General features: G+C 66.4%; 18 protein-coding genes. 8 read left to right on the top strand and 10 right to left on the bottom strand.

What is annotated here, in order from left to right; all coding sequences use genetic code 11:
* Positions 1-33: 33 nt before the first annotated feature.
* The 3 genes from P1L41_RS14865 (at position 34) to P1L41_RS14855 (ending at position 6,486) form a co-directional block, all read left to right on the top strand.
* Positions 34-3,039 (top strand): FAD-binding and (Fe-S)-binding domain-containing protein, encoded by a 3,006-nt coding sequence (locus P1L41_RS14865; RefSeq protein WP_276296512.1) that lies wholly within the window; start codon positions 34-36, stop codon positions 3,037-3,039.
* 156 nt (positions 3,040-3,195) lie between these two features.
* Complete coding sequence (locus tag P1L41_RS14860) at positions 3,196-3,795, top strand: AsnC family transcriptional regulator (RefSeq protein WP_276296511.1); 600 nt, start codon at positions 3,196-3,198, stop codon at positions 3,793-3,795.
* Positions 3,796-3,891: 96 nt separating this feature from the next.
* A complete protein-coding gene (locus P1L41_RS14855; RefSeq protein ID WP_276296510.1) occupies positions 3,892-6,486 on the top strand; it encodes a heavy metal translocating P-type ATPase in 2,595 nt (864 codons plus the stop codon).
* 365 nt (positions 6,487-6,851) lie between these two features.
* Here P1L41_RS14855 and P1L41_RS14850 read toward each other — a convergent pair whose 3' ends face one another.
* The 5 genes from P1L41_RS14850 to P1L41_RS14830 form a co-directional block, all read right to left on the bottom strand.
* Positions 6,852-7,988, bottom strand: a complete 1,137-nt coding sequence (locus P1L41_RS14850; protein ID WP_276296509.1) for a UxaA family hydrolase — start codon at positions 7,986-7,988, stop codon at positions 6,852-6,854.
* Positions 7,988-8,302, bottom strand: coding sequence for a UxaA family hydrolase (locus P1L41_RS14845; RefSeq protein WP_276296508.1), 315 nt, complete (start codon positions 8,300-8,302; stop codon positions 7,988-7,990). Before P1L41_RS14845 ends, P1L41_RS14850 begins: the two co-directional genes overlap by 1 nt.
* Positions 8,299-9,486, bottom strand: coding sequence for a UxaA family hydrolase (locus tag P1L41_RS14840; protein WP_276296507.1), 1,188 nt, complete (start codon positions 9,484-9,486; stop codon positions 8,299-8,301). The genes P1L41_RS14845 and P1L41_RS14840 overlap by 4 nt, the downstream gene beginning before the upstream one ends.
* Before the next feature lie 101 nt (positions 9,487-9,587).
* Complete coding sequence (locus P1L41_RS14835) at positions 9,588-11,789, bottom strand: LUD domain-containing protein (protein ID WP_276296506.1); 2,202 nt, start codon at positions 11,787-11,789, stop codon at positions 9,588-9,590.
* Positions 11,782-12,294 (bottom strand): LUD domain-containing protein, encoded by a 513-nt coding sequence (locus P1L41_RS14830; protein ID WP_276296505.1) that lies wholly within the window; start codon positions 12,292-12,294, stop codon positions 11,782-11,784. Before P1L41_RS14830 ends, P1L41_RS14835 begins: the two co-directional genes overlap by 8 nt.
* A gap of 255 nt (positions 12,295-12,549) precedes the next feature.
* Between P1L41_RS14830 and P1L41_RS14825 the strand changes: the two genes are divergently transcribed.
* Positions 12,550-13,530, top strand: a complete 981-nt coding sequence (locus P1L41_RS14825; RefSeq protein ID WP_276296504.1) for a D-2-hydroxyacid dehydrogenase — start codon at positions 12,550-12,552, stop codon at positions 13,528-13,530.
* 471 nt (positions 13,531-14,001) lie between these two features.
* On the opposite strand, the gene P1L41_RS14820 is transcribed toward P1L41_RS14825, so the two are convergent.
* From P1L41_RS14820 to trxA, 3 genes are all read right to left on the bottom strand, one after another.
* Positions 14,002-14,868: a fumarylacetoacetate hydrolase family protein gene (locus P1L41_RS14820; protein ID WP_276296503.1), complete on the bottom strand. Its 867-nt coding sequence runs from the start codon at positions 14,866-14,868 to the stop codon at positions 14,002-14,004.
* Between the two features lie 490 nt (positions 14,869-15,358).
* A complete protein-coding gene (locus tag P1L41_RS14815) occupies positions 15,359-16,399 on the bottom strand; it encodes an NAD(P)/FAD-dependent oxidoreductase (protein WP_276296502.1) in 1,041 nt (346 codons plus the stop codon).
* Complete coding sequence (gene trxA / locus P1L41_RS14810; protein WP_276296501.1) at positions 16,400-16,759, bottom strand: thioredoxin; 360 nt, start codon at positions 16,757-16,759, stop codon at positions 16,400-16,402.
* Between the two features lie 402 nt (positions 16,760-17,161).
* Between trxA and P1L41_RS14805 the strand changes: the two genes are divergently transcribed.
* Together P1L41_RS14805 and P1L41_RS14800 are read left to right on the top strand one after the other, a co-directional pair.
* Positions 17,162-18,277, top strand: a complete 1,116-nt coding sequence (locus tag P1L41_RS14805; protein ID WP_276298469.1) for an aminotransferase class V-fold PLP-dependent enzyme — start codon at positions 17,162-17,164, stop codon at positions 18,275-18,277.
* Positions 18,278-18,359: 82 nt separating this feature from the next.
* Positions 18,360-18,620, top strand: a complete 261-nt coding sequence (locus P1L41_RS14800) for a ubiquitin-like small modifier protein 1 (protein WP_276296500.1) — start codon at positions 18,360-18,362, stop codon at positions 18,618-18,620.
* Between the two features lie 12 nt (positions 18,621-18,632).
* Here the strand turns inward: P1L41_RS14800 and P1L41_RS14795 are convergent, their stop codons facing one another.
* Together P1L41_RS14795 and P1L41_RS14790 are read right to left on the bottom strand one after the other, a co-directional pair.
* On the bottom strand, positions 18,633-19,937 hold the full coding sequence (locus P1L41_RS14795) for an acetamidase/formamidase family protein (protein ID WP_276296499.1): 1,305 nt from the start codon (positions 19,935-19,937) through the stop codon (positions 18,633-18,635).
* A gap of 170 nt (positions 19,938-20,107) precedes the next feature.
* On the bottom strand, positions 20,108-20,512 hold the full coding sequence (locus P1L41_RS14790) for a helix-turn-helix domain-containing protein (protein WP_276296498.1): 405 nt from the start codon (positions 20,510-20,512) through the stop codon (positions 20,108-20,110).
* A gap of 308 nt (positions 20,513-20,820) precedes the next feature.
* Here P1L41_RS14790 and P1L41_RS14785 point away from each other — a divergent pair, with 308 nt between their 5' ends.
* Together P1L41_RS14785 and P1L41_RS14780 are read left to right on the top strand one after the other, a co-directional pair.
* A complete protein-coding gene (locus P1L41_RS14785; RefSeq protein WP_276296497.1) occupies positions 20,821-22,296 on the top strand; it encodes an ATPase domain-containing protein in 1,476 nt (491 codons plus the stop codon).
* A gap of 3 nt (positions 22,297-22,299) precedes the next feature.
* Positions 22,300-24,483 carry a PAS domain S-box protein gene (locus tag P1L41_RS14780; RefSeq protein WP_276296496.1) on the top strand — a complete coding sequence of 728 codons (2,184 nt, stop codon included), beginning with the start codon at positions 22,300-22,302 and terminating at the stop codon, positions 24,481-24,483.
* The last annotated feature ends 31 nt before the right edge of the window (positions 24,484-24,514 follow it).

Below are 24,514 nucleotides of genomic sequence, written 5' to 3'. Positions count from 1 at the left end.
AGGTCGCCCAGCGCCCAACGGGAGAACGCTATCATGGCAACCGACTCTGGCCCACCGACGGACGAATCGGCCTACGACTACCGAAGCGACGACGTCGCCCGACCCGGGCTCGTCGCTGACCTCGAGGCGGTCGTCGAGGGCGAGGTGCGGTTCGACGAGTACTCCCGGCAGCTCTACGCGACGGACGCGAGCATCTACGAGGTGCTGCCCATCGGCGTCGTGTTCCCGCGTTCGACCGAGGACGTCGCGGCCGTCGTCTCGTACTGTGCCGACCGCGAGATACCGGTGCTCCCACGCGGGGGCGGGACGAGTCTCGCGGGCCAGACGGTCAACGAGGCGGTCGTCCTCGACCTCAGCCGACACATGGACGCGCTCGTCGAGACTCGACCGGGCGAGCGACGGGCCCGCGCCCAGGTCGGTATCACGCTCGGCGACCTGAACGCCGCACTCGCGGCCGACGGCCTGAAGTTCGCGCCGGACCCAGCCTGGGGGGACAAGAGCGTCCTCGGTGGGGCCATCGGCAACAACTCCACGGGCGCGCATTCCCTGAAGTACGGTAAGACCGACGCCTACGTCGAGGAGTGCGAGGTGGTGCTCGCCGACGGCACGGTCACCACGTTCGGCGAGGTCACGCGCGAGCAACTCCGGGCCAGGGCCGACCCCGAGGGCGACTTGGAAGCGCGCATCTACGCCGAACTCGACCGCATCCTCGAGGAAGAACAGGAGGAAATCGAGGCTCGTTATCCCGACCTCAAGCGGAACGTCTCGGGGTACAACCTCGACTGGGTCGTCCAGGAACTTCGGGAGGACGTCGTCGTCAACCTCGCGTCGCTGCTGGCCGGCAGCGAGGGGACTCTCGCCGTCGTCACCGAAGCCGAGGTGTCGCTCGAACCAATCCCCGAGACGAAGTCGATGGCGCTGCTGGCCTACGACGACCTCATCGAGGCGATGGCCGACGTCTCGGACATCCTCGAACACGACCCCGCGGCGGTCGAGATTCTGGACGACGTGCTCGTCGACATGGCGAGCGAAACGGCCGAGTTCGCAGACGTCGTCGAGATGCTCCCCGAGGGGACCACCGCGGTCCTGCTCGTGGAGTTCTACGCCGAGGACGACGCCGAGGGGAAGCAGAAGGTGGCGGACCTGCTGGCCGACCGCACCGACGGCCTCGCCACCGAGGCCGAGCCGACGGACGGCGGGATCGCCCTGGAGGCCCCGGTTCGGGCCTTCGCCGCGCTGGAGGCCCACGACGAGGCCGAACGAGAGCGGTTCTGGAAGCTCCGCAAGTCCGGCCTCCCTATCCTCCTCTCGCGGACGACCGACGCGAAACACGTCGCGTTCATCGAGGACACCGCCATCCCGCCCGAGCGGCTGCCGGAGTACGTCGCGGATTTCCAGGCGCTGCTCGACCAACACGACACCTTCGCCTCGTTCTACGCCCACGCCGGACCGGGCGTGCTCCACATCCGGCCGCTGGTCAACACCAAGACCGTCGAGGGCGTCGAACAGATGGAGACAATCGCCGACGAAGTCACCGACTTGGTGGTGAAGTACGGCGGGAGCGTCTCCGGCGAACACGGCGACGGGCGCGCCCGGACCCAGTGGAACAAGAAACTCTACGGCGAGGACCTCTGGCAGACGTTCCGCGACCTCAAATCGGCGTTCGACCCCGACTGGCTGCTCAATCCCGGCCAGGTCTGTGGCGACGTCGACATGACCGAGAACCTCCGGTTCGACCCCGACTACGAGTTCGACGCTGGCTTCGAGGAGACGCTCGAGTGGGACAACGACAACGGGATGCAGGGGATGGTCGAGCTCTGTCACGGCTGTGGCGGCTGTCGGGGGCCACAGGAGACCACCGGCGGCGTGATGTGTCCGACCTACCGCGCGGCCGACGAGGAGATAACCGCGACTCGCGGCCGGGCGAACATGCTCCGGCAGGCGATGAGCGGCGACCTGCCCGACGACCCGACCGACGAGGAGTTCATGTCCGAGGTGCTCGACCTCTGTATCGGCTGCAAGGGGTGTGCGAAAGACTGCCCGAGCGAGGTGGACATGGCGAAGCTCAAAGCCGAAGTCACCCACGCCTACCACCAGGAACACGGGTCGAGCCTCCGGGACAAGCTGTTCGCGAACGTCGACACGCTGGCGAGCCTGGGGAGTACGTTCGCGCCGCTGTCGAACGTCGCCTCGAAGGTGCCCGGCGCCCGGACCGTCCTGGAGAAGACGGTCGGTATCGCCAGCGACCGCACGCTCCCGACCTTCGAGCGCGCGACGCTGCAGGACTGGTTCGACGACCGGGAGCCACGGGTCAGCGAGACCGAGGCGGACCGGAAGGCCGTCCTCTTCCCCGATACGTACACCAACTACAGCCACCCCGAGATCGGCCGCGCGGCGGTCCGGGTGCTCGAAGCGGCGGGCGTCCACGTGCGACTGTCCGACCGGACCGACAGCGGCCGGCCCGCACACTCGAAGGGGTTCCTCGATAAGTCCCGTGCGGCCGCCGAGGCGAACGTCGAGGCGCTGACGCCGGCCGTCGACAACGGCTGGGACGTCGTCCTCGTCGAACCCTCGGACGCCGTGATGTTCCAGCTCGACTACCTGGACCTGCTGTCGGGCGAGGCCGTCGAGACACTCGCGGCCAACAGCTACGGGCTCTGTGAGTACCTCGACCGCTTCGACCTGGACCGCAACGTCGACTGGGCCGCCCCCGGCGAGGCACTGACCTACCACGGCCACTGCCACCAGAAGGCGACGAAGAAGGACCACCACGCCGTCGGCGTGCTCCGCCGGGCGGGCTACGAGGTGGACCCCCTGGACTCGGGCTGCTGTGGCATGGCCGGGAGCTTCGGCTACGAGGCCGAGCACTTCTCGATGAGCAAGGCTATCGGCTCCATCCTCTTCGACCAGGTCGCGGACAGCGACGGCGAGCAGGTCGTCGCGCCCGGAGCGTCCTGTCGCACGCAGCTGGGTGACCGCGAGCGCGCCACCGACGAACCGCCTCACCCGGCCGAGATGCTCGCGGCAGCGCTCCCCTAGTGGTCCGCGAGGAACCGTCAACAACTCGTGAAGCAGCCCGGACAGAGCGAGCGGTTCCGGACGACGTTCGAATCCAAAGCACTCGGCCAAACAGACTTTCGAATCGAACGCGGTACTGCCGTGACGCTTTTGCTTTGTGGCCTCGAACAGGGAGTCATGCGCGACCTCGACGAGACAGACCTCGAGATTCTCCAGCTGCTGCTCTCGAACGCCCGCCGCCCGTACAGCGACATCGCCGACGTCGTGGGGCTTTCGGCCCCGGCCGTCTCGGACCGGGTCGACCGGCTGGAGGAAGTCGGTGTCATCCAGCGGTTCACACTCGACGTGGACCGGTCCCAGCTCCGGACGGGGATTCCGGTACTCGTCTCGCTCGACGTCGGGGGTGACGCCCAGTCGGTCGCCTCGGTTCGAACGACGCTGCTGGACGCTGGGGCCGTCGAGCACGTCTTCACCACTGCGGAGGCCGACCTCGTGGTGTTCGCGCGGGTGCCGGACAACGATATCGCAAGTTGGCTCGCGGACGCTGTCACCGAGGACGTGGTGGACGAATTCGAGGTGACGCTGCTCGCCGGGGCCGACTGGTCGCCCGACCTGGGCGGGACGGACTTCGCGCTCACCTGTGCCCAGTGTGGCAATACCGTCGATAGCGAGGGGACCGCCGCGCGCATCGACGGCGACCTCTACCAGTTCTGCTGCCCGTCATGTGAGGCACGTTTCGAGGAGAAGTACGAGCAGCTCCGGCAGGAGGCGGACTGACAGGCGGCGTCACTTTCGATTCGAAAGTTCGGAGGCTCGATTACTTTACAGTCAAAAGGGAAACAGGATTGAATACGGAGACCGTATACCTACCCAATGAGCCACCGTCGAAGCCAGGTCGAGATAGGGGGGATGAGCTGTGCGAACTGCTCGCAGACCGTCGCCGAGGCCCTGGAGTCGCTCGACGGCGTCTCGGCGGCGAGCATCAACTACGCCACCGACGAGGGAAGCGTCGAGTACGACCCGGAGCGCGTCTCGCTCGGCGAGCTGCTCGAGGCCATCGAGGACGCCGGCTACACGGCGATGACGGACTCGGTCACCATCGGCATCACCGACATGTCGTGTGCGAATTGCTCGCAGACAGTCGAGCGCGCGCTCGCGGAGACGCCCGGCGTCGTCGAGGCGACGGCGAACTTCGCCACCGACGAAGCCCAGGTGACGTACAACCCCGCCGACGCGACGCTGTCCGACCTCTACGACGCTATCGAGTCGGCCGGCTACGCGCCGGTCCGCGAGGACGACGCCGACGAGTCGGCGGACGAACGGCGTGAGGCGGCCCGTACGGGCGAGATTCGACGCCAGCGCAGGCTGACGCTGTTCGGTGCCGCCTTGGCTGCCCCGCTCCTCTTCTTCCTCGTCGAGCGACTGCTGCTCGGCGGGGACGTCCTCCCGGCCACGGTGTTCGGCGTCGAATTCGGCTGGGTCGAGTTCCTGCTCGCGACGCCGGTCCAGCTCGTGTTGGGGTACCCATTCTACAGGAATTCCTACAAAGCCCTCGTGAAGAACCGCACGGCGAACATGGACGTCCTCATCGCGCTGGGATCGTCGACGGCCTACCTCTACTCGGTCGTCGTGCTACTGGGCCTGCTCGCCAGCGAGGGGCTGTACTTCGATACGGCGGCGCTCATCCTCGTGTTCATCACGCTGGGCAACTACCTGGAGGCCCGCTCGAAGGGCCAGGCCAGCGAGGCGCTCCGGAAACTGCTGGAGATGGAGGCCGACACCGCCACCCTGGTCGACGAGGACGGGACCGAGCGAGAGGTCGCCATCGAGGACGTCGAAGTGGGCGACCACATGAAGGTCCGGCCCGGCGAGCAGATTCCGACCGACGGCGTCGTAGTCGACGGCCAGAGCGCCGTCGACGAGTCGATGGTCACCGGCGAGTCCGTCCCCGTCGAGAAGGGCGAGGGCGACGAGGTGGTCGGGTCGACCATCAACGAGAACGGCGTGCTCGTCGTCGAGGCGACGAAGGTCGGGAAGGACACCGCGCTCCAGCAGATCGTCCAGACCGTCAAGGAGGCCCAGTCGCGCCAGCCCGAGATTCAGAACCTCGCCGACCGCATCTCGGCGTACTTCGTGCCTGCGGTCATCGTGAACGCCCTTGTGTGGGGTACCGTCTGGTACCTCTTCCCGGGCGCGCTCGCGGGGTTCGTCGGTGCCCTCCCGCTGTGGGGCCTGGTCGGCGGCGGGCCGGCCGCGCTCTCGGCGTTCGAGTTCGCCGTCGTCGTCTTCGCCTCCGCGGTGCTCATCGCCTGTCCCTGTGCGCTGGGGCTGGCGACGCCGGCGGCGACGATGGTCGGCACCACCATCGGCGCGCAGAACGGCGTGCTGTTCAAGGGCGGTGACGTCCTCGAGCGCGCGAAGGACGTCGACACCGTCGTCTTCGACAAGACCGGGACGCTCACCGAGGGTGAGATGCGTCTCACCGACGTCGTCGCCCTCGGCGAGACGGGGACGCTCCGCTCTGACGGTGGCGAGTACGTCACCGAGAGCGACCGCTCGGCCGGTGACGACGCGCTCGACGAGGCGGCAGTCCTCCGACTCGCGGCCAGCGCCGAGCGGGGGAGCGAACACCCCCTGGCGAAGGCCATCGTCGAGGGCGCGCGGGAACGGGATATCGACGTCCCCGACGCCGACGAGTTCGAGAACGTCCCCGGCCACGGGGTCCGTGCCATCGTTGAGGACGGTGCGGTGCTCGTCGGCAACCGCAAGCTCCTGCGGGACAACGACGTCGACGCCGACGCTGCCGCGGAGACGATGGAACGCCTCGAGAGCGAGGGGAAGACGGCGATGCTCGTCGCCTACGAGGGCTCGCTGGTCGGCGTGGTCGCCAACGCCGATACGGTCAAGGAGAGCGCCGCTGGGGCGGTCTCAGAACTCCGCGAGCGGGGCACCGACGTGATGATGATAACCGGCGACAACGAGCGCACCGCCCGCGCCGTCGCCGAACAGGTCGGCATCGACCCCGACCTGGTCCGGGCCGAGGTCCTCCCCGAGGACAAGTCCGACGCCGTCGAAGCCATCCAGGCCGAGGGCCGCAAGGCCATGATGGTCGGTGACGGTGTCAACGACGCGCCGGCGCTCGTCGTCGCATACGTCGGCTGTGCCATCGGGTCGGGTACCGACGTCGCCATCGAAGCGGCAGACGTGACGCTGATGCGCGACGACCCGCTGGACGTGGTGAAGGCCATCCGCATCAGCGAGGGGACGCTCGCGAAAATCAAGCAGAACCTGTTCTGGGCGCTCGGCTACAACACGGCGATGATTCCCCTGGCCTCGCTCGGCCTGCTCCAGCCGGTGCTGGCAGCCGGGGCGATGGCGTTCTCGTCGGTCTCCGTCCTCACGAACAGCCTGCTGTTCCGGCGGTACGAACCCGACCACGACTACGAACTGCTCGGCCGGCTCCGCTGACCACCCGCCGTTCTTGGCCGCCCGATTCGGCTTTCCGTTGCCCGCGAACCTCCCGTTTGGACTCGCTCGTGCCCTGTCGTCACCGGAACCGGCTTCGACACCGGCCTGTCAGACACGCCGGTGGCGACACGGTCGGCGTTGCCGTCCCAGCTCCAACTCAGCGCGTCGACGGGTGTGACTCGATTCGGCTCTTGGAGCTCGTAATCAGCCGACACTATCTTTTTACACTCGTTTAGGTAGAATATATGGATATTGAAAAAACAAACGCACTATTCAAGTCGTAAATTTGTTAAAAATCCCACGAATTGTCACAATATGACTCGAAACAAATGTAAAACTCCGAAATAGAAAACTCGATTTGCCGGTTATAGTGACGGACCGATACGGCTGATGGCGAACTTCGTGAGACCGTGGCGCTCCGTCGCGGTCAGCTCCCCGTCGGCGACGGCGGCGAGGCGTTCGAGCACGTCATCCGCGTCGGCCGTCCGGGCATCGATGTCGATGTCCGTCGCCAGCGCTGACGCCGTCTCCGCGTCGCCGGTCACCTTGAGGACGGGGACGACCGGATGCCCGGTCGGAATCCCGTCGGCGGTGACGTGGACGACGAGCGACGCACCGGCGGCCGCGAGCGCCGTCGTCGCCTCCTCGAACCGCGACGGCGCGTCCACGACTGTCAGCCCCCGCGGTGCCGTCGCCCGCTCACCGTTCTGGATGACCTCCTCGGCGGGGGCATCGCCCCAGGCGGCGGTGAGCGACTCAAGCGAGAGGTCGGCAGACCGGTGGACGACGTTCCGCACGTTGCCCGGCTGGCGAGCACTCCGATTGGCGACCGCTCTGAGCGCGTCGGCGGCCGCCTCGTTCGCGGCGCGGTCACCGACGGTCGCCTCGTGGGCCGCCAGTCGCTCCGTCCCGGCGACGACGACGCGGCCGCCCGCCTCCAGCAGGGACGCGACCACGTCGCCGACGAGGGGGTCCGCGACCGTCCGCGTCGAGTCTTCGACGTCGGAGCTGACGACGCCGATGGTGAGGTCGGCCAGCGAAGCTCGGGTCCGGTCAGCGGTCTCGGCCGTGCTTGCAAGCTCCGCGACCGCGTCGGTACCCTCCTCGATACAGGCGTCCGACCCGCCGGCGTCCTGTATCGCCGTCTCGCGTACGGGGCGGTCCTGTTCGGCGATACGAGCCGCGAGTTCGCCGCTCTGCAGGTGCTCACAGCCCAGGCCGACGACCGTGGTCCCGGCGATGTTCGGGTTCTGTGAGAGGTTCACCATCGTCCGTTCGGTCTGTTCGTGGTCGGACCCGATCTGGGCACAGCCGTGGTCGTGGGGGACGCTGACCGCGCTCTCGGCCGAGTCGGCGATGCGGTCGGCCACGATGTGCGAGCAGATGACCGAGGGCATGACGAGCACGTTGTTCCGGACGCCGACGGTGCCGTCGTCGCGCCGGTACCCCTCGAAGGTTCGCTCTGACGGGTCCACCTCGCCCTGGTCGGGCACGGACGACATCAGGCCACCTCCTCCTCGGTGTCGGCGATGTCGCCGCGGCCACGGTTGCTCTCACAGTTGTGCGTGTGGACCCACTCGCCCGGCGCGATGCGCTCGGTCGCTCGACCGATGACCTCGCCGTACTTCAGTACCTCCTCCCCAGCAGTCAGTTCGACGAGCGCGATCTTGTGACCGAACGGGACCGACTCCGCCACCTCGATGTCGGCCCCGTCGTACGGAATCGTCATTCCAGCGTCGATGTCGTCGATAGCCGTGACGACGTTGTCGTCGTGGCTCATGTGGAGGCCGACGCCGCCGAGCACTTCGCCTCTCATGCGTTCTCCCGTAGTTGCGCCAGTTCGTTTGGCTGCAGCTCGTTGATGGCGAACTCCTCGAGCCGCCGGAGTTCGGCGGCGGTTCGCGTCCCGTTCGCGACGTCGAGCAGCAGGTCGTACACCCGGTCGCCGGCCGCTTCTATCGACTCGCCTTCGAGGATCGTGCTCACGTCGATGTCCATGTTCGAGCCGAGGCGCTCGCCGGTCTTCGGGTTCCCCGTCACCTTGATGACCGGTGCGATGGGGTTGCCCGTCGTCGAGCCACGCCCCGTGGTGAAGGCCACGACCTGTGCGCCGCCGGCCACCTTGCCCACGACGCTCTCGACGTCGTAGCCGGGCGTGTCCATCAGGACGAGGCCGCCGCCGACGGGGAGCCGGTCGGCGTAGTCGACGAGACCACGGACCGGCGAGGTGCCACCCTTGACGATGGCGCCCAGACTCTTCTCTTCGATTGTCGTCAGGCCGCCCTCCTGGTTGCCCGGGCTGGGCTGGGCACCCCGGAGGTCGACGCCCATCAGCTGGGCGGCCGACTCGCGGAAGTCGACCCGTTCGAGCAGGCGTTCGCGCAGGTCCTCGTCCTCGCAGCGGTCCGCGAGGATGTGCTCTGCACCGATGAACTCGGGCGTCTCCGAGAAGCAGGCCGTCCCGCCGTCCTCGACGAGGCGGTCACAGGCCGCGCCGACTGCGGGGTTGGACGCGATACCGCTGGTCGCGTCCGAACCGCCACACTCGACGCCGAAGACGAGTTCGCTCGCGTCCTGTTCGGTCCGCTCCAGACCCGCGATGTCGGCCCAGAGGCGCTCTGCGATGTCGACGCCCGCTTCGACGGCCGCCGACGTGCCCCCGCGTTCGCGGATGCTGAGGGTCTCCACCGACCGGTCCGCCGCAGCGATAGCGTCGGCGATGGCGTCGGCGTCCGTCGACTCGGTCCCCAGGCCGACGACGAGCGCGGCCCCGACGTTGGGGTTCGTGCCGATACCGGACAGCGTCCGCTCGATCTGTGCTCGTGCCTGGTCGGGCGGGTCCGTCCCCATCTGGTGGGGCGTAGCGTGGACGTTCTCTCCCGCGCTGTCGGCGATAGCGTCCGCGACCGCCGACGCTGCGACCGATACCGGTACCACAGCGACGTAGTTCCGGACACCCGCTGGCCCGCTTGGCCGGTCGAACCCCGCGAAGGTTTCCATGTCGGGTGGAACTCTATCGGTGTAAAAAAGGATTGTCTTCGGGGAACGGACGGAGGGCCGGAAGGTCAGCAGTCGGGCACGGCAGCCATCGATACTGCCACTCAGTTCGGGGCGAGCAGCTGGATGGGGTGGCGTGACTCCACGCGAAGCAGCGAGTCGAGCTGCTCGATACAGGAGGTGCCGCTCGCGACGACGGTACGCTCGCCGGCCACCGGTTCGAACTGGTCTGCCAGGTCCGAACCCACGTCCATGCTGACGTCGTAGTACTCCGTCTTGTACCCGAAACTCCCCGCCATCCCGCAACACTCGACGTCGGAGGTGACGACGTCGTACCCTAGCTCGTCGAGGACCGCCTCGGTGTAGGACTCGACGCCGAGCGTCCGCTGCTGGCAGTGGCTGTGGTAGGCGACGCCCTCGCCGGTGGGGCCCTGTAACGCACTGCTGTCGGCTCCGTTCTGGAGGCAGCCGTAGACGAACTCGAACACGTCGTAGCTGTTGGCGGCGAGGCGGTCATAGGCCGACTCGTCGAGGAGGTTCTCGTACTCCCGCTGGAACATGGCGTAGTCGCTCGGTTCGACGACCACGACGTCGTCGCCCTCCTCGACGTACCCCCCGAGCGTGTCGGCGACCGTCTCGGCCTTCGACCGCGCCGTCGAGACCAGCCCCTGGGAGAGCGGCGCGCGACCGGACCCGCACACCGCCGGGACGGTCACCGAACAGCCGAGCGCTTCGAGGACGCGGACGGCGGCCCTCCCTCGCTCCGTCTGGACGTAGTTCGTGTACACGTCGGGGTAGAGGACGACGCGGCGCTCTGGGTCCGTGACCTGTGCCGGCCGGTCACGGGCCCACTCCACCAGGGTGGCCCGCTCGAATGTCGGCAGGTCGCGGCGCGCGTCGACGCCCACCAACCGCTCCATCGCCGCCCGCGCGATTCCTGTCCCCGCGATGGCGTTCGAAAGCGGCGCAGTGGCGCTCCCGAGTTTCGCTACTGTCTCGAAGTTCCCGAAGAACCGCTTCTGTAACGGTGTCCCGGCCGGTTCCGCGTCCGGAACGAGGCCGTCGACGAGCACGTCGCTGTACGAGGGCGCTTCGCTGTGGTTGCGCCGGTCCCTGACGACGGTGTTTATCCACGGGATGTCTATCTTGACCGGACAGGCGTTGACGCAACTCGAACACCCCGTACAGAGGTCGTTGAACTCGCCGGCGACGTCGAGCCCTTCGATGCCGGCCTCCCACCCGGTCGCGATGCCGCCCGTGTACGTCTCGCCGCCGAACTCGTGTCCGCCGACGTGCTGGAAGTTCGCACAAGAGTTGGCACACGCGCCACAGCGGATGCAGTACAGCGTCTCGCGCAGGTCCTCGTCGTCGCGCATCGCCATGCGGCCGTTGTCGATAAGTACCAGATGGAAGGCCCGCTCCCCGTCGGCGTCGCTCATCGTCGGGTCGTCGTCGCTGCGGAAGTCGACGGCCGGGGTCTCGACGGGCGGCGTCAGCATCGAGAGGTACTGCGTGATGTCCTGCCCATTCGACGCCCGGGAGAGAATCTCGACGAACGGATGCAGCTCGTCGATGGAGGGCACTATCTTCTCGATACCGGCGACGGCGACGTGGGTGTCGGGAATCGACGCACACTTGCGGGCGTTGCCCTCGTTGGTGACCAGCACGATAGAGCCGCTCTCGGCCAGCACGAAGTTCGCGCCTGTGATACCGACGTCGGCCGCGTCGATTCGCTCGCCGAGGTAGTCGCGGGCGAACCGCGTGAGTCTCTCAGCCGTGTCGAGGGGTTCCTCGGGGTCGAACTCAGCCTCGAAGAGCTCGGTTATCTCCTCGCGGGAGATGTGCAACGCCGGCCCGACGATGTGGGAGGGTTTCTCCTTCGCCAGTTGGATGACGAACTCACCGAGGTCCGTCTCCCAGACGTCGACGTCCGCGGCTTCGAGCGCGTCGTTGAGGTGTATCTCCTCGGTGGTCATCGACTTTGACTTCACGACGCTGTCGGCGCCCTTCTCGTCGAGGAGACCCTCGATGTGCTGGTTCGCGTCGGCGGCGTCCTCGGCGACGTAGACCGACCCGCCGTTCGCCTCGACGGCTTGACGGGTCTGCTCGATGAGGTCCGGCAGGCGTTCGATGGCGGCTTCCTTAATCTCTCTCGCCTGGGTGCGGTACGCCTCGTAGTCCTCGACGCGCGCGACGGCCTCGTAGCGCTGCTTGTTGAACAGCTGCGTATTCTCGCGTAGCTCGTTGTGTTCGGTGCCACCCAGTCCGTTCGACCCCTCCGCTCTGGTGTGTTCGTGTTCACTCATGCGGCTCGATGATGATGACGTGTTCCGTCGCCGGTCCGTGTGCGCCCCGGACGAGTGCGCCCATGTCCCCCGTCGCACTGGGGCCCGTCGCGAACACGAACGATTGGCGTCCCCGTTCGAACTGCTCGCTCAGCCACCCGAAGGCCGCCGTGAGGTCGGGTTCGACGTCCGACGCGCGGACGACCGCGACGTGGCGCTCGGGATACAGCGAGATCAGCTCGTCGCCGCCGGCCGTCGACTCGACCGCGACGGTTCCGAGTTCAGCGATGCCGAGCGGACTCCCGGTCACCCCGCAGGCCGCCTCCTGGAGGGTCGACCGGGGCGGGTCGAGGGTCACGCTCGTCTCCGCGAGCGAGACGTCGTCGAAGGGTAGCGGCGCACCGACCGCCGGTGTCTCGATGGCTGCCTCCAGGGCGTCCGCGAACTCGTCCGGCGTGACGGTCGTCGACGTCGCGTCGACCGCCGCCAGCGACCGTTCGAACGCCGCCACGCTCCCGGTTGTCATGCCTGGACACTGGGAAGAGGGGGAGTTAAATCTTGCAGTCCGAACACCCCCACCCTGGTACGTTTCGGAGTCGCTGATTGGGAGCACGAACCGCTGCCCGAATACACGCTCTTGCGTGGATGGGTGATTCCCGGGTGTTCGAGACCGTCCGTGGCGCAGAAACTGTTAATGCACGCCCGGAGGTAGCACCGGTGTGACTCCCGCCACCCACGCATCGGTCGCGCCGAGTCGGGTCAAACCCGGAGGGGGCTGTCGATGACGCCGGACGACGTCGATATCCTCGTCCTCCGGAGTGGTCCCCACGGGATGCCGAGCGAGGACTACGCCCGCGAACTCTCCCAACGGCTTCCGGACGCCAACGTGTTCCACGCGGCGACGCCGGAAGCGGAGCGAGCGGCCATCAAGTTCGCCCGTGTCGTGACCAGCACCCGTATCTCGACGGCCCTCCTCGACCAGGCCGACAACCTGGAACTGTTCGCCGGGGCCGCCGCGGGCTACGACCACCTCCCGCTCGACACCTTCCGCGAGATGGGCGTCACCGTGACCAACGCCTCCGGCGTCCACGGCCCCAACATCGCCGAACAGGTCCTGGGCTTCGTGCTCATGTTCACCCGCCGTCTCGACGAGGCCGTTCGGCGGTCCCAGCGCGGGGAGTGGCGACACTTCCAGGCCCACGAGCTCGCCGGGAGTACCGTCACCGTCGTCGGCCTCGGTGCCATCGGGACGGCCGTCGTCGAGCGTCTTCAGGGGTTCGACGTCGAGACCGTCGGCGTCCGGTACACCCCCGAGAAGGGCGGGCCGACGGACGAGGTCGTCGGGTTCGAACCGGCTGCGTTCAACCGTGCGCTCGCACGGACCGACTACCTCGTCCTGGCCTGCCCGCTGACCGAGACGACCAGGGGGCTCCTCGGTGATGCCGAGTTCGACACGCTCCCGCCGGACGCCGTGGTCGTGAACGTGGGTCGCGGCGGCCTCGTCGACACGCCGGCGCTCGTCAGCGCCGTCCAGGGCAACCGAATCCGTGGGGCGGCACTCGACGTGACCGACCCTGAACCGCTGCCCGCCGACCACGCGCTCTGGGACTACGAGAACGTCCTCGTCACGCCACACAACGCCGGGCACTCCCCCAAGTACTACGAGCGACTCGCCGACATCGTCGCCGGGAACGTCCGACGACTCGACGACGGCGAAGCCGTCGGCGACCTGGAGAACGTCGTCCTCGACCCGACGGAGTGACCGGAGGTCGCGACTCGGCCGGTCCTTGGATGCAGACGTTCGACGTCGACGGGACTCTAGCGTTCACCTGAGTAGAACGCGCTACGCAGTCGATAGTCTACGAGGGCTGCGTCGTTCGGTCGGTTCGGGCCTCCTCGGTACAGACCCGGAGCGCTCTGGGCAAACAGATTCGTGGTTCCGGTTTCAGTAGAGTCGAACGGTGGTTCACATCGACGGTTCAGCAGTGCACAGATATCGTGTATTCTGGACAAAGCGGCCTTCTGTGGGCTCTCTGGATACTCGACTCGCATCCCGGAATCGACATCCGTCGAGATGATAACACAGGTACGACTGTTATCTACCGCCGCTCTCGACGGACTCGACCGTCCTCGCCGTTCCGTATCGTCGGACAGCAGCGAGTCCGGGTGGACTCGAACCGAGCGAAACCGGACAGGACTGCAGAACAGTACCGTGGCCGTACCCTGCCGCCGGTCAGACCATCGTCGTCGGGTTGGTCAGGCGACCGATACCCTCGATGGTGATGTCGACCTGGTCGTCGGGCGACAGGGTGAACCCTTCCTCGGGGACCAGCGAGGTACCGGTCAGGAGTACCGCCGACTCGGGGACCGCGTTGTGCCGGGTGAGATACGAGACCAGCTCCTCGCAGGTCCGGACCATCTCGCCGGTCGAGGTCTCCCCCTCGTAGCGGACCTCGTCGCCGTCCGAGATGGTCATCGACATCGTGAGGTCGTGGGGGTCACTGACCGACTCCGCGGAGACGACACACGGGCCGAGCGAGCAGCACCGGTCGTAGACCTTCGCCTGCGGGAGATAGAGCGGGTTCTCGCCCTCGATAGACCGACTGCTCATGTCGTTGCCGATGGTGTAGCCGACGATGTCGCCCCGGTGGAGGACGATGCCCAGCTCCGGTTCGGGGACGTTCCAGTCCGAATCTTCCCTGATGCCAACCGCCTCACCCGGCCCGACCACGCGGTTGGGTGTCGCCTTGAAGAATATCTCCGGTCGGTCTGCGTCGTAGACGTGGAGGTACATCTCCGGCATCCCGCTTTCGGCTTCGCGGGCCTGTTCGCTGATCTCGTAGGTGACGCCAGCCGCCCACACCTCGTCTGCGCCGACGGGCACGTCGACGGACTCGTCGGCGGGGACGTCCACGACATCTGCGTCGTCCAAGAGCCCCCGTGCGACGTCGTCAACCGTCGACCCGGCGACGTCCGCGACGTGTGCGAGGTCCGCGAAGTCCGTCACGGCGGGCTTGGCAGATGTGATGTCGTATCCGGTCTCGTCGTCGAATGCGACCAGGTGTAGACGCCCGTCTACAGTGGTGCGATAGTAGCGCATGTACTACCGCGTGGACCGCCCGGGGACTTGGCGTTTCCGGTGGGTGTGAGCCCCACTCGTATGGGCGCAATCCTGGGAGACGGCAACACTGCCGCCGTCGTCCAATCCTGTCGATGTTCCGGTGGCAGCAGTCCCAACGGTGTTCGAGCCGAATGCTGGACGAGCATCTTCAGGAATGCGAAAGCGCCCCTGTCTTCCGCTCGTCTTGGCGGTGCGAATCACCTGTAGAAGGTCGATATCCCGAATACACTACTCTATTGGGCACGGTCAGTATCGGTCTCCTCGGATAGAGTACTGTTCTCTCTTGTCCCGACTCAAGTTTCTATCTACGGTTTCGAAAACTCACATAATACAACTCGAACCGGTGCACGACCTGTCTTTTGCTGTGGGACCGACTGTAATCACTTCGCTCTCCTCGTGGTCAAGGGCTTCGACCGCGGATTCGACGTCTGGACTCGGGTTACAACAGCGTCTGTGTCATTTCGGCCGTTCAGTCGTCTGCACTCGCCTGGAGTGGGTCTGTCGCTTCGTCCGGTGCGTGTCCGTTCGCATCGAGCCACGCTTCGGCGTCGAGTGCGGCCATACTTCCCGTCCCCGCGGCGCTGATTGCCTGTTGATACTGCGTGTCCATCACGTCGCCGGCTGCGAAGACGCCTTCGACCGCAGTCGCCGTCGTCGCCCAGCGTTCGCCAGCGGCCACCGGTTGGACGTATCCCTCCTCGTCGAGTTCGACGGGCGTGCCGTCGAGGAATCTCGTGTTCGGTTCGTGACCGACGGCGTAGAACACGCCGCCGACGTCGACGTCCGACACCGTCACGTCTGCATCGGCCCCGTACTTCTCCGTGGGATAGCCGTCCGGGTGTGAGACGAGCGTCGCCCCGGTCACACCCTGTTCCTCTGACCCGTCGATAGCCAGCAGTTCAGTGTTCCACGCGAAGTCGATGGCCTCGTGGTCTCGGGCGCGCTGGACCATGATATCCGAGGCGCGGAGTTCCTCGCGGCGATGGACGACGGTCACGGCGTCGGCGAACTTCGCGAGGAAGAGCGCCTCCTCCATCGCGCTGTCGCCGCCGCCGACCACGAGCACGTCGTCGCCGCGGTGGAACGCGCCGTCACAGGTCGCACACGTCGAGAGACCGTGCCCCATCAGTTCGGCCTCGTTGTCGGCACCGACCCAGCGGGCGCTCGCGCCCGTGGCGACGACGAGCGCCCTGGTTCGGACCACGTCGCCTGCTGCGAGCTCCAGCGCTATCGGCTGTTCGTCGACACTCGCCGCCTCGATACGGCCGTGGCGGAACTCCGCGCCGAATCGTCTGGCCTGCTCTTTGCCGCGTTCGACGAGCGCCATCCCGCCGATACCGTCGGGGAAGCCCAGGTAGTTCTCGACGTCGGTCGTCAGCGTGAGCTGGCCGCCCGGCTGGTCCCCCTCGAGAACGAGCGGGTCGAGGTCGGCGCGGGCCGCGTAGACGGCCGCCGAGAGTCCGGCGACGCCCGAACCGGCGATGACGAGTGTGTGTACGTCCCCGCGCATCTACTGTGTGTACTCCCCGAGCACCGACCGTAACTGATCTTCCGACTTGAGACCGACGAGCTCTTCGGCCGGTTCGCCGTCGGCAAACAGGACGAGCGTCGGTACGCCGCGGACGCCGTACGCTGCCGCCAGCGACTGGTTGGCGTCAACGTCGACCTTCACCACGGCGGCCTCGGTCTCGGCCGCGAGCGTCTCCACGACCGGTTCGAGCATCTGACACGGCCCACACCAGTCCGCGTAGAAGTCGGCGAGGACGACGCTGTGGGTGTCCACCGCGTCGTCGAGTTCGGCCTCGCCGCCGACGTGAATCGGTTCGTCCGGCGTCGCAGCACCAGCATCAGACTGAGTATTCGTTGCCATCACTGCCAGCTAGCAGGCCACGACAGTTAATAGTTTTGGTAGAAATGTACAATATTATAACGACAGTCGGATACGGTTGGTCCAGAATCCCGAGCAGAGGACCGAGTCCGGTTCCGGAACCACGCCCCGATATCGTTGTTGGTTTTCAGTAGGCGGGCTGTTCCGAATCGAGAAAACTCCGTAGCGGGCCGAAATACGCAGTCTACAGATAATCGCTTCCTGGACTGCTCTCTCTTGTCCACTCTCGATCGAGGTGGGGACTGTTATCTAAGTCGTGTGGCCCTGCCGTCACCTCAGCAGAGCGTATCTGATAGTATTGTATAAATATCGCAAGACTATAGTGGGCTGGGGTCGTACTACCGGGCAATGACTCGTCCTGACCAGCTGGCGGTCGGTGAATCGATGACGCCGGGTGAACTCCGTGCGGACATCCCCGCGCTCCAGTCGGGCGTGTATCTGAACTACGGGGCGCACGGGCCAAGCCCACGGTACGTCGTCTCGGCCGCCGAGGCGTTTCTCGAAACACACGAGTTCGAGGCCCCGGTGAGTGATGACCCGTACGACCGGGCGTTCGGGGCCTTCGAGCGGACACGGACCGAGGTTGCGGGCTTGATCAACGCCGAGCCCGACGAAATCGCATTGACCGAGAGTACCACGGCGGGCATCAACGCCGTGGCCGACGGGCTGGACCTGCCGGACGACGCCGTCGTGGTCCGTACCGACCTCGAACACCCGGCCGGAACGCTCCCGTGGCAGCGGCTCGAGCGGGAGAGCGCAGACGTCAGAGTCGTCCAGACCGAGCAGGGGCGAGTCGACCTCGACGCGTTCCAGGCGGCCGTGGCCGGCGCCGACGTCGCCTGCTTTAGCGCGGTCACGTGGACGCACGGGACCAGGCTCCCAGTCGCCGAACTGGTCGACATCGCTCGGGACGCCGGCGCGTTCACGCTCGTCGACGCCGTACAGGTCCCGGGACAGATGCCGATGGACGTCGAGTCGTGGGGAGCCGATGCGGTGGCCGCCGCCGGCCACAAGTGGTTGCTCGGACTCTGGGGCGGCGGGTTCCTCTACGTCGACGGCGACGCTGCGTCGGACCTCGAACCCCGAACGGTCGGCTACCGGAGCGTCGAGACGCCGACGGCCGACCCGTTCACGTTCAAGCCGGGTGCCCGTCGGTTCGAGGTCGGGTCGGCCAACCCGGCTGCCCACGTCGCGCTCGGCGAGGCAATCGGGGCACTCTCCGAGGTGGGTATCGAGCGACTCGAATCGCGAATCGAACGACTAGCGACGCGGTTCGTCGAACAGATTCCGCCGGACCGACTGCTCAGCCCCGCATCACCGGAGTCCGGTCTGGTGGCCATCGACGTCGACGACCCGGAGGCGACCGTCGAACGGCTCCGGACCGAGGGCATCGTCGTGCGGGCCTTGCCGTCCCCGAACGCAGTGCGAGCGTCTATCCACGCCGTCAACACCGGCGACGAGGTCGACCGTCTCGCGGCGGCACTCTCACGGGAGTTCTGAAGACTCCGGCGCGTGGCCGGTGAAAGACGGGTCTCCGATCCCAGTTGGCAGGTATTTGTCCACGCGCTCTCATAGGTCTCCTATGGAGCTCCAGGTGTACGGGCCACTGCGCAGTGCAACAGGTGAGAAGCGGGTCGAACTGCAGGTCGACGCCGAGACGGTCGGCGACCTCGTCGACGCGTTCGTGACCGAGTACCCACGGACGGCGTCACAACTTCTCGACGAGGAGGGTGCGATCCGCCCGAGCGTCCGTATCATGGTCGACGGCGAGCGAGCGACGCTCGACCGTCCGGTCGCGGACGACCAGGCAGTGAAGGTCTTTCCCGCGATGCGGGGCGGCTGAGACGCTGCGGAATCAGAGACCGTAGTGCGAGCGGACCGTCTCCGAGAGGCCGACCTCGTCGAGGAGGTCCATCGGCGCGAGCATCGTCAGCTGGACGACGCCGGGGAGGCGGGCGATCTCCACCCCACCGGTGAACGTACAGCGCGAGCGGACCTCGCCTTCGGAGATTCCCAGCAGCGAACTGGCGCGGTCGAACGCGTTCTCGGTCGCGTCGTTGATGGTCGCCCCCGACCCGATGAACTGGATGGGCGCGGCGTCGTGGACCGTCTCGACGCCGTACTCGGCGCCCAGCTGGTCACCGGCCTCGCGTTCGGCGTCGGAGTACGGCTTCGCGATGTGTGGGAGGTCTGCTTCATTCGGCAGGAGCAGCGGGCCGTCGAGGTCGAGTCCCTTGATGACCTCGACCTCGAGTTCCGTCTTCCCGCTGACGTCCGTCGTGTGCAGCGACAGCTCGCCGTCGCCCTGGTTCGCGTGGAGGTCACCGACGTACAGGCCAGCGCCGTCGACGCGGACCGGACAGACGAGCGTCGCACCGGCGCGCACCTCGTTCGAGTCCATGTGCCCGTCGGTCCGGGCCTCGAGTGCGGCTTCGTCCGGGAGCCCCCAGTCGTGTTCCGCGCCGATGAGGAACTGCCCGAAGTCGCCGGCGTTGTGCGAGTCCGGCAACTCGACCGCCGGCGTCGTCCCGATGTTGCCGATGAACGGTCGGAGTCGCCCGATCGTGCCGGGCATCTCGTCCGGCTCGTAGAGGAGAATCGGGTGCTGGCGGGAGTTCTCCGGGAGCGCCATCGCCTCGTCGGCCCGCTCCGCGAGGTCGTGGGCGCCCTCGGCACCGACGGTGATGCCGACCGTCCGGTCGTCGTCGAAGACGACGGTGTAGCCGTACTCGAAGCCGAACGACGACGCGTTCGCCCCGCACTCGGCACACCGGATGGACTCCTCGCCGGTCCCCTCGACGACGGTCTCGGGCCACGGTGTGTCACACTCCGGGCACCGGTGGTCGACGAACGGGTCGTCGCCGAACGCGCCCTCGCGTTCGGCCATGCTGCCGGTACTGGTCGCGACGCTGGTCACCTCGACGTCCTTGATTCGGACGACGAGTGCGTCCCCCGGCTCGGCGTTCTCGACGTATATCGGCTGCGTCACCTCGTGACCGCCGCGGAAGGAGGGGGTAATCATCGGTCCCCAGCACCCCGCTGGCGTGTGTGTCTCGACCGTCCCGCCGTCGGCGACTGTCCCCGCCCACTCCTGGTCCGGCCCGACGAGGCCAAGCGTGAACTCGTCGACCTCGAGCGTCTCGTGGATATGTTCGGACATTCGTTATGTATTCCAGGAGAACAGTAATAGGTGTTGTGTCGCCCCTTCTTCGTCCACTCCTCGTCCCACGGTTCCGGGCGGATTCCGCGGCGCATCTCGTGGACGGCTCGTCCGAGAGCGAGCCAGACAGAACGACGAATATCCGTGTTCGATTCGAGCGAGTCGCTGCCCTAGCTCTCTATCGGTTGCCTGTGCTCGGTTTCGTCGGCGTACTTCCGCTCGAACTCCTGGATGAGCTGTCCCATCTTGGCGTACCAGTCGTTGAGCAGGCGCTGCATCTGTTCGGCTATCTTCGAGGGGTCTGTCGGCCTGTAGACGTGACAGTAGCCGCCGTGTTCGTAGTTGAGCTGTTCTTTCTGGATGAACCCCGACTGGCGGAGTCGCTGGACCGACCGGTAGGCCGTCGAGCGCTCGCGGTCGACCGCCTCGGCGATCTCGTCGACAGTGAGCGGGTCCGATGCGTCGACGAGCGCCTGGAAACACGCTCTGTCGAGCTGCTTGAGGCCGTGGAAGCACTCCAGCAGCCCCTCACACACCATCTCCTGCTCTACCTGTTCGCACATCGAATCTGGCATCGCTGCCAGACGATAGCGGCTCCGTCGATAAAATTGTTGTGTATGGTTTATTCAATATCGAACAACACCAAGAATCACCAGGATGGCCCAGTGTGACTCGACTCGGAACGCTGCATGGGATGGTCTACCCACATAGCAATCGGGGTTGCCGACTTCGACCACAGCGTGACCGTCTCGCTCGCTGACAGCCTGCGCACGTCGAACCCGGCGGTCGCGGTTCTCCGGTTCCGAGGCGCACTGATACCGGGATAAACCACCGTGGTTCTACGCCCCAACTCTTATTCCTATTCACTGCCTGGCACAGTGCAATGGATATCGAGGCGCTCTCTAAGGTACCAACCGGGACTCCCGGGTTGGACGACGTGCTGCACGGTGGGGTCCCAGAGGGGCAGACGACTATCGTCACCGGGGGGGCTGGAACGGGGAAGACCATCCTCGCGTTGCAGTTCCTTGCCGCGGGCGAACACAGCCTGTACGTCGGCTTCGAAGAGCGGGAACGGGAGCTCCGCCGCAACGCCGACGCGCTGGGCATCGACCTCTCGAACGTGACTATCCGGGACCTCAGCCCGGGCGGCGACGTGTTCTTCACCGACGACTCCTACACCGTGTTCCCCAGCGAGGAGGTCGACGGTGAGGAACTCATCGACCAGATCGCGACGGAACTCGAGGAGAACGACATCGACCGACTCGTCATCGACCCGCTCTCGGAGCTCCATTCGCTGCTCCCCGACGACTTCCAGTTCCGCCGGAAGATCACCTCGCTGTTCAACGCACTCACCGACCGTGACGTCACGACCGTCTGCACCGCGAAACCGGCCGAGACCCCCTCAGAGGACGACCTCCAGTTCCTCGGGACGAGCGTCATCGAGCTCCAGCGCACGACCGACCGCCGAACGCTCGAGGTGACGAAGTACCGCGGGTCCGGGTTCGAAAACGGCGTTCACACGTACCGGATTCACTCGGACACTGGCGGTCGGGTCTATCCCAAGCTGGTCCCGGGCGACCACCAGCAGGAACACGACCGGTCACAGCTGCCCTCAGACGTCGTCGGGCTCGACGAGTTGCTCCACGGCGGCATCGCGCGTGGCTCCGTCACCGTCATCTCGGGGCCCTCCGGCGTCGGGAAGACCACGACCGGCTCGCAGTTCCTGCAGGCCGCCGCCAGCCGTGGCGAGCGGTCGCTCCTGTATCTCTTCGAGGAACTCCGCGACGACTACCTCCATCGCTCGTCGAAACTCGGGATGAACGTCGAGTCGCTCGCAGACGCAGGCGACCTCGAGGTCGAAGCGGTCGAAGCGCTCACCCAGAGTCCCGACGAGTTCGCCACCCACGTCAGAGAAGCCGTCGAGGAGCGCGACGTCGAGTTCGTCATGCTCGACGGTATCGTGGGCTACCGCCAGGGACTGCGTGGCGACGAGTCGCCCGACGCGCTGGCTCGAGAGCTCCACGCCCTCTGTCGCTACCTCAAGCGGATGGGCGTGACCGTCGTACTCATCGAGGAGGTCCAGTACGTTACCGGCGAGTTCTCGCCGACGGCCCACGACATCAGCTACCTCGCGGACAACATCATCTTCCTGCGGTACCTCGAGACTGACGGCGAGCTGCGGAAAGCGATCGGCGTCCTGAAGAACCGATACGGCGACTTCGAGAACTCGCTTCGGACGCTCTCCATCGAATCAGACGCCGGGATACGAGTCGGTGACCCCATCTCTGGCTACCACGGCCTCCTGACAGGTATCGCGGAGCCTACCGACCGGCCGGAGCGGGACGACACGTCGTACTGACAGATGGACCAACACGCCGGACGTACGGGCGCTCGAATCGGCCTCGACATCGAGCGGGACCGGAACCGGGAGCTGCTGACCGAGCAGTTCTCCGCTCACGAGGTGGTCGAGTTCTCGGGGACCGTCCCCGAGCAGGTGGACCTCTGTGTCATCGACGAACCCGCGCTGGAACGGTCCACTGAGCGATTTGGCAGATGGCGCTCCGAAGAGTCGCCGGTGTTCGCACCCGTCGCGTTGCTCTCGGAGACGGACGCGACGAACCCGTGGCGCGAGTTCGACGGGGAGCTGTCGCGGTACGTCGATTCGGTCCTCTGGATTCCGATGCCGAAGGCCCAGCTCACGGCACGGCTCGGGAATCTGTTGCAGATGCGTGAGTTCTCTCGGGAACTGGACGAAGAACAGCAGCTGACGAACCTCATATTCGAGTCGAGCCCGCTTGCGAAACTCGTCCTCGAACCCGACGGGACTGTCGTCCGGGCGAACACTCGCGCCGGCGAGCTGTTCGACCAGGACCCATCGGACCTCGTCGGGCAGCGGTACGACAGCAGCGACTGGACGCCCGTTCGGGAGGACGGGACGGTGATTCCACTGGCCGACCGCCCGTTCGAACGGGTCTTGGAGACCGGCCAGCCGGTTTTAGGGGACAAACACCTCCTCGCACGCCCCGACCGTGACGACATCTGGGTGTCGGTGAACATGGCGCCCATCAGGAACAAATCGGGGCGTGTCGAGTACGTCGTCGCGGCGATAGAGGACGTCACCGTCCAGGAGACCCAGGCGAGGGAACTGGAACGACAGGTCGACCTGTTCGAGAAGGCACAGGACATCGCGAAGGTCGGGGCGTGGGAGTACGACTTCCGGACCGACGAGCTGTACGTGACCGACGAGGTCTACCGCATCTACGGGTTCTCGGCCGACGAGACCATCACGCCCGAACGGACCCTCGAAGCGTTCCGTCCCGCGGACCGCGGAACCTTCGAGGAACAGTTCCAACGAGCGATAGCGGAGAACGAACGCTGTGACCTCGAGATGCGGATGACCACCCAGCACGGGGGGCACAGGTGGGTCCGGGTCCGTGGCGAACCACAGTGCGACGACGGTGACGTCGCCCGCGTCCGGGGGACGATACAGGACATCACCGAGCGCAAGCAGCGGGAGGTGGAGCTCCAGCAGATGAAGAACGCGGTCGACAGGGCACCCATCGGAATCATCCTGGCCGACGCGACGCAGCCGGACAACCCGCTCACCTACGTCAACGACGGGTTCGTCGCACAGACAGGGTACCGCCGCGAGGAGGCCCTCGGACGCAACTGCCGGTTCCTACAGGGCGACGGGACCGACGAACAGACGGTGGCGCAGCTCCGCCGGAAAATCGACGCCGAGGAACCGGTTTCAGTCACTATCCGGAACTATCGGGCCAACGGGTCGGGCTACTGGAACCGTGTCGAAATCGCACCGGTTCGGGACGAGGACGGGACTGTCGTCGAATACATCGGTTTCCAGCAGGACGTGACCGACCTGGTCCAGCGCCAACAGCAACTCCAGACCCTCGACCGGTATCTCCGCCACAACATGCGGAACAAGATGACCGTCGTCAACGGCCAGGCCGAGCTCATCAGACACGAAGGGGAGTCTCCCATCACGGAGTACGCCGAGACCATCGAGGAGACGGGCGAGAAACTCCTCGCGAACGTGGAGACGGAGCGGAAGATAACGGACCTGTTGCGGATGGAGCCCGAGCCGACAGCGGTCGAGCTGATGCCCTCGCTCCGGTCGATTGCGGACTCCTACGGACAGGAGTACCCCGAGTCGACGGTCTCGCTGTCGGGACCGGACTCCGTGGCCGTGCGCGCGGTTCCGGACCTGCCGGCCGCGTTCGACGAGCTCGTGGGGAACGCCGTCGACCACCACGAGAGTGCGACGCCGAACGTCGATATCACGGTCGAACGCGGCGAGTCGACTGTCTCCGTGACTATCATGGACGACGGGCCCCCTATCCCGGAGGCGGAACTGGACGTGCTCCTCGACCCGGACGCGTCGACCCAGATAAAGCACGCGCAAGGGTTGGGTCTGTGGTACGTCTACCTGCTCGTGAACCACTCGGATGGCCGGATACAGTTCGAGGAGCGCCCCGCCGGTGGGAACGCGATAACCGTCGAGCTGCCTGCCGCCGCCGACGCCCCGTAGCGCCCGCCCGATCGGTGGTTCTGGCCCTGTG

Origin of the sequence: Haloarcula ordinaria (assembly GCF_029338275.1) — an archaeon.
Taxonomy (GTDB): Archaea; Halobacteriota; Halobacteria; order Halobacteriales; family Haloarculaceae; genus Haloarcula; species Haloarcula ordinaria.
Note: the sequence above shows the minus strand (reverse complement) of the source record. Positions and strands in the feature narration are given on the sequence as shown.

Bases quoted from the DNA above. Each gene is read 5' to 3' on its own strand.
- P1L41_RS14865 (WP_276296512.1), top strand. From the start codon at position 34: ATGGCAACCGACTCTGGCCCACCGACGGACGAATCGGCCTACGACTAC.
- P1L41_RS14860 (WP_276296511.1), top strand. From the start codon at position 3,196: ATGCGCGACCTCGACGAGACAGACCTCGAGATTCTCCAGCTGCTGCTC.
- P1L41_RS14855 (WP_276296510.1), top strand. From the start codon at position 3,892: ATGAGCCACCGTCGAAGCCAGGTCGAGATAGGGGGGATGAGCTGTGCG.
- P1L41_RS14850 (WP_276296509.1), bottom strand. From the start codon at position 7,988: ATGTCGTCCGTGCCCGACCAGGGCGAGGTGGACCCGTCAGAGCGAACC.
- P1L41_RS14845 (WP_276296508.1), bottom strand. From the start codon at position 8,302: ATGAGAGGCGAAGTGCTCGGCGGCGTCGGCCTCCACATGAGCCACGAC.
- P1L41_RS14840 (WP_276296507.1), bottom strand. From the start codon at position 9,486: ATGGAAACCTTCGCGGGGTTCGACCGGCCAAGCGGGCCAGCGGGTGTC.
- P1L41_RS14835 (WP_276296506.1), bottom strand. From the start codon at position 11,789: ATGAGTGAACACGAACACACCAGAGCGGAGGGGTCGAACGGACTGGGT.
- P1L41_RS14830 (WP_276296505.1), bottom strand. From the start codon at position 12,294: ATGACAACCGGGAGCGTGGCGGCGTTCGAACGGTCGCTGGCGGCGGTC.
- P1L41_RS14825 (WP_276296504.1), top strand. From the start codon at position 12,550: ATGACGCCGGACGACGTCGATATCCTCGTCCTCCGGAGTGGTCCCCAC.
- P1L41_RS14820 (WP_276296503.1), bottom strand. From the start codon at position 14,868: ATGCGCTACTATCGCACCACTGTAGACGGGCGTCTACACCTGGTCGCA.
- P1L41_RS14815 (WP_276296502.1), bottom strand. From the start codon at position 16,399: ATGCGCGGGGACGTACACACACTCGTCATCGCCGGTTCGGGCGTCGCC.
- trxA (WP_276296501.1), bottom strand. From the start codon at position 16,759: ATGGCAACGAATACTCAGTCTGATGCTGGTGCTGCGACGCCGGACGAA.
- P1L41_RS14805 (WP_276298469.1), top strand. From the start codon at position 17,162: ATGACGCCGGGTGAACTCCGTGCGGACATCCCCGCGCTCCAGTCGGGC.
- P1L41_RS14800 (WP_276296500.1), top strand. From the start codon at position 18,360: ATGGAGCTCCAGGTGTACGGGCCACTGCGCAGTGCAACAGGTGAGAAG.
- P1L41_RS14795 (WP_276296499.1), bottom strand. From the start codon at position 19,937: ATGTCCGAACATATCCACGAGACGCTCGAGGTCGACGAGTTCACGCTT.
- P1L41_RS14790 (WP_276296498.1), bottom strand. From the start codon at position 20,512: ATGCCAGATTCGATGTGCGAACAGGTAGAGCAGGAGATGGTGTGTGAG.
- P1L41_RS14785 (WP_276296497.1), top strand. From the start codon at position 20,821: ATGGATATCGAGGCGCTCTCTAAGGTACCAACCGGGACTCCCGGGTTG.
- P1L41_RS14780 (WP_276296496.1), top strand. From the start codon at position 22,300: ATGGACCAACACGCCGGACGTACGGGCGCTCGAATCGGCCTCGACATC.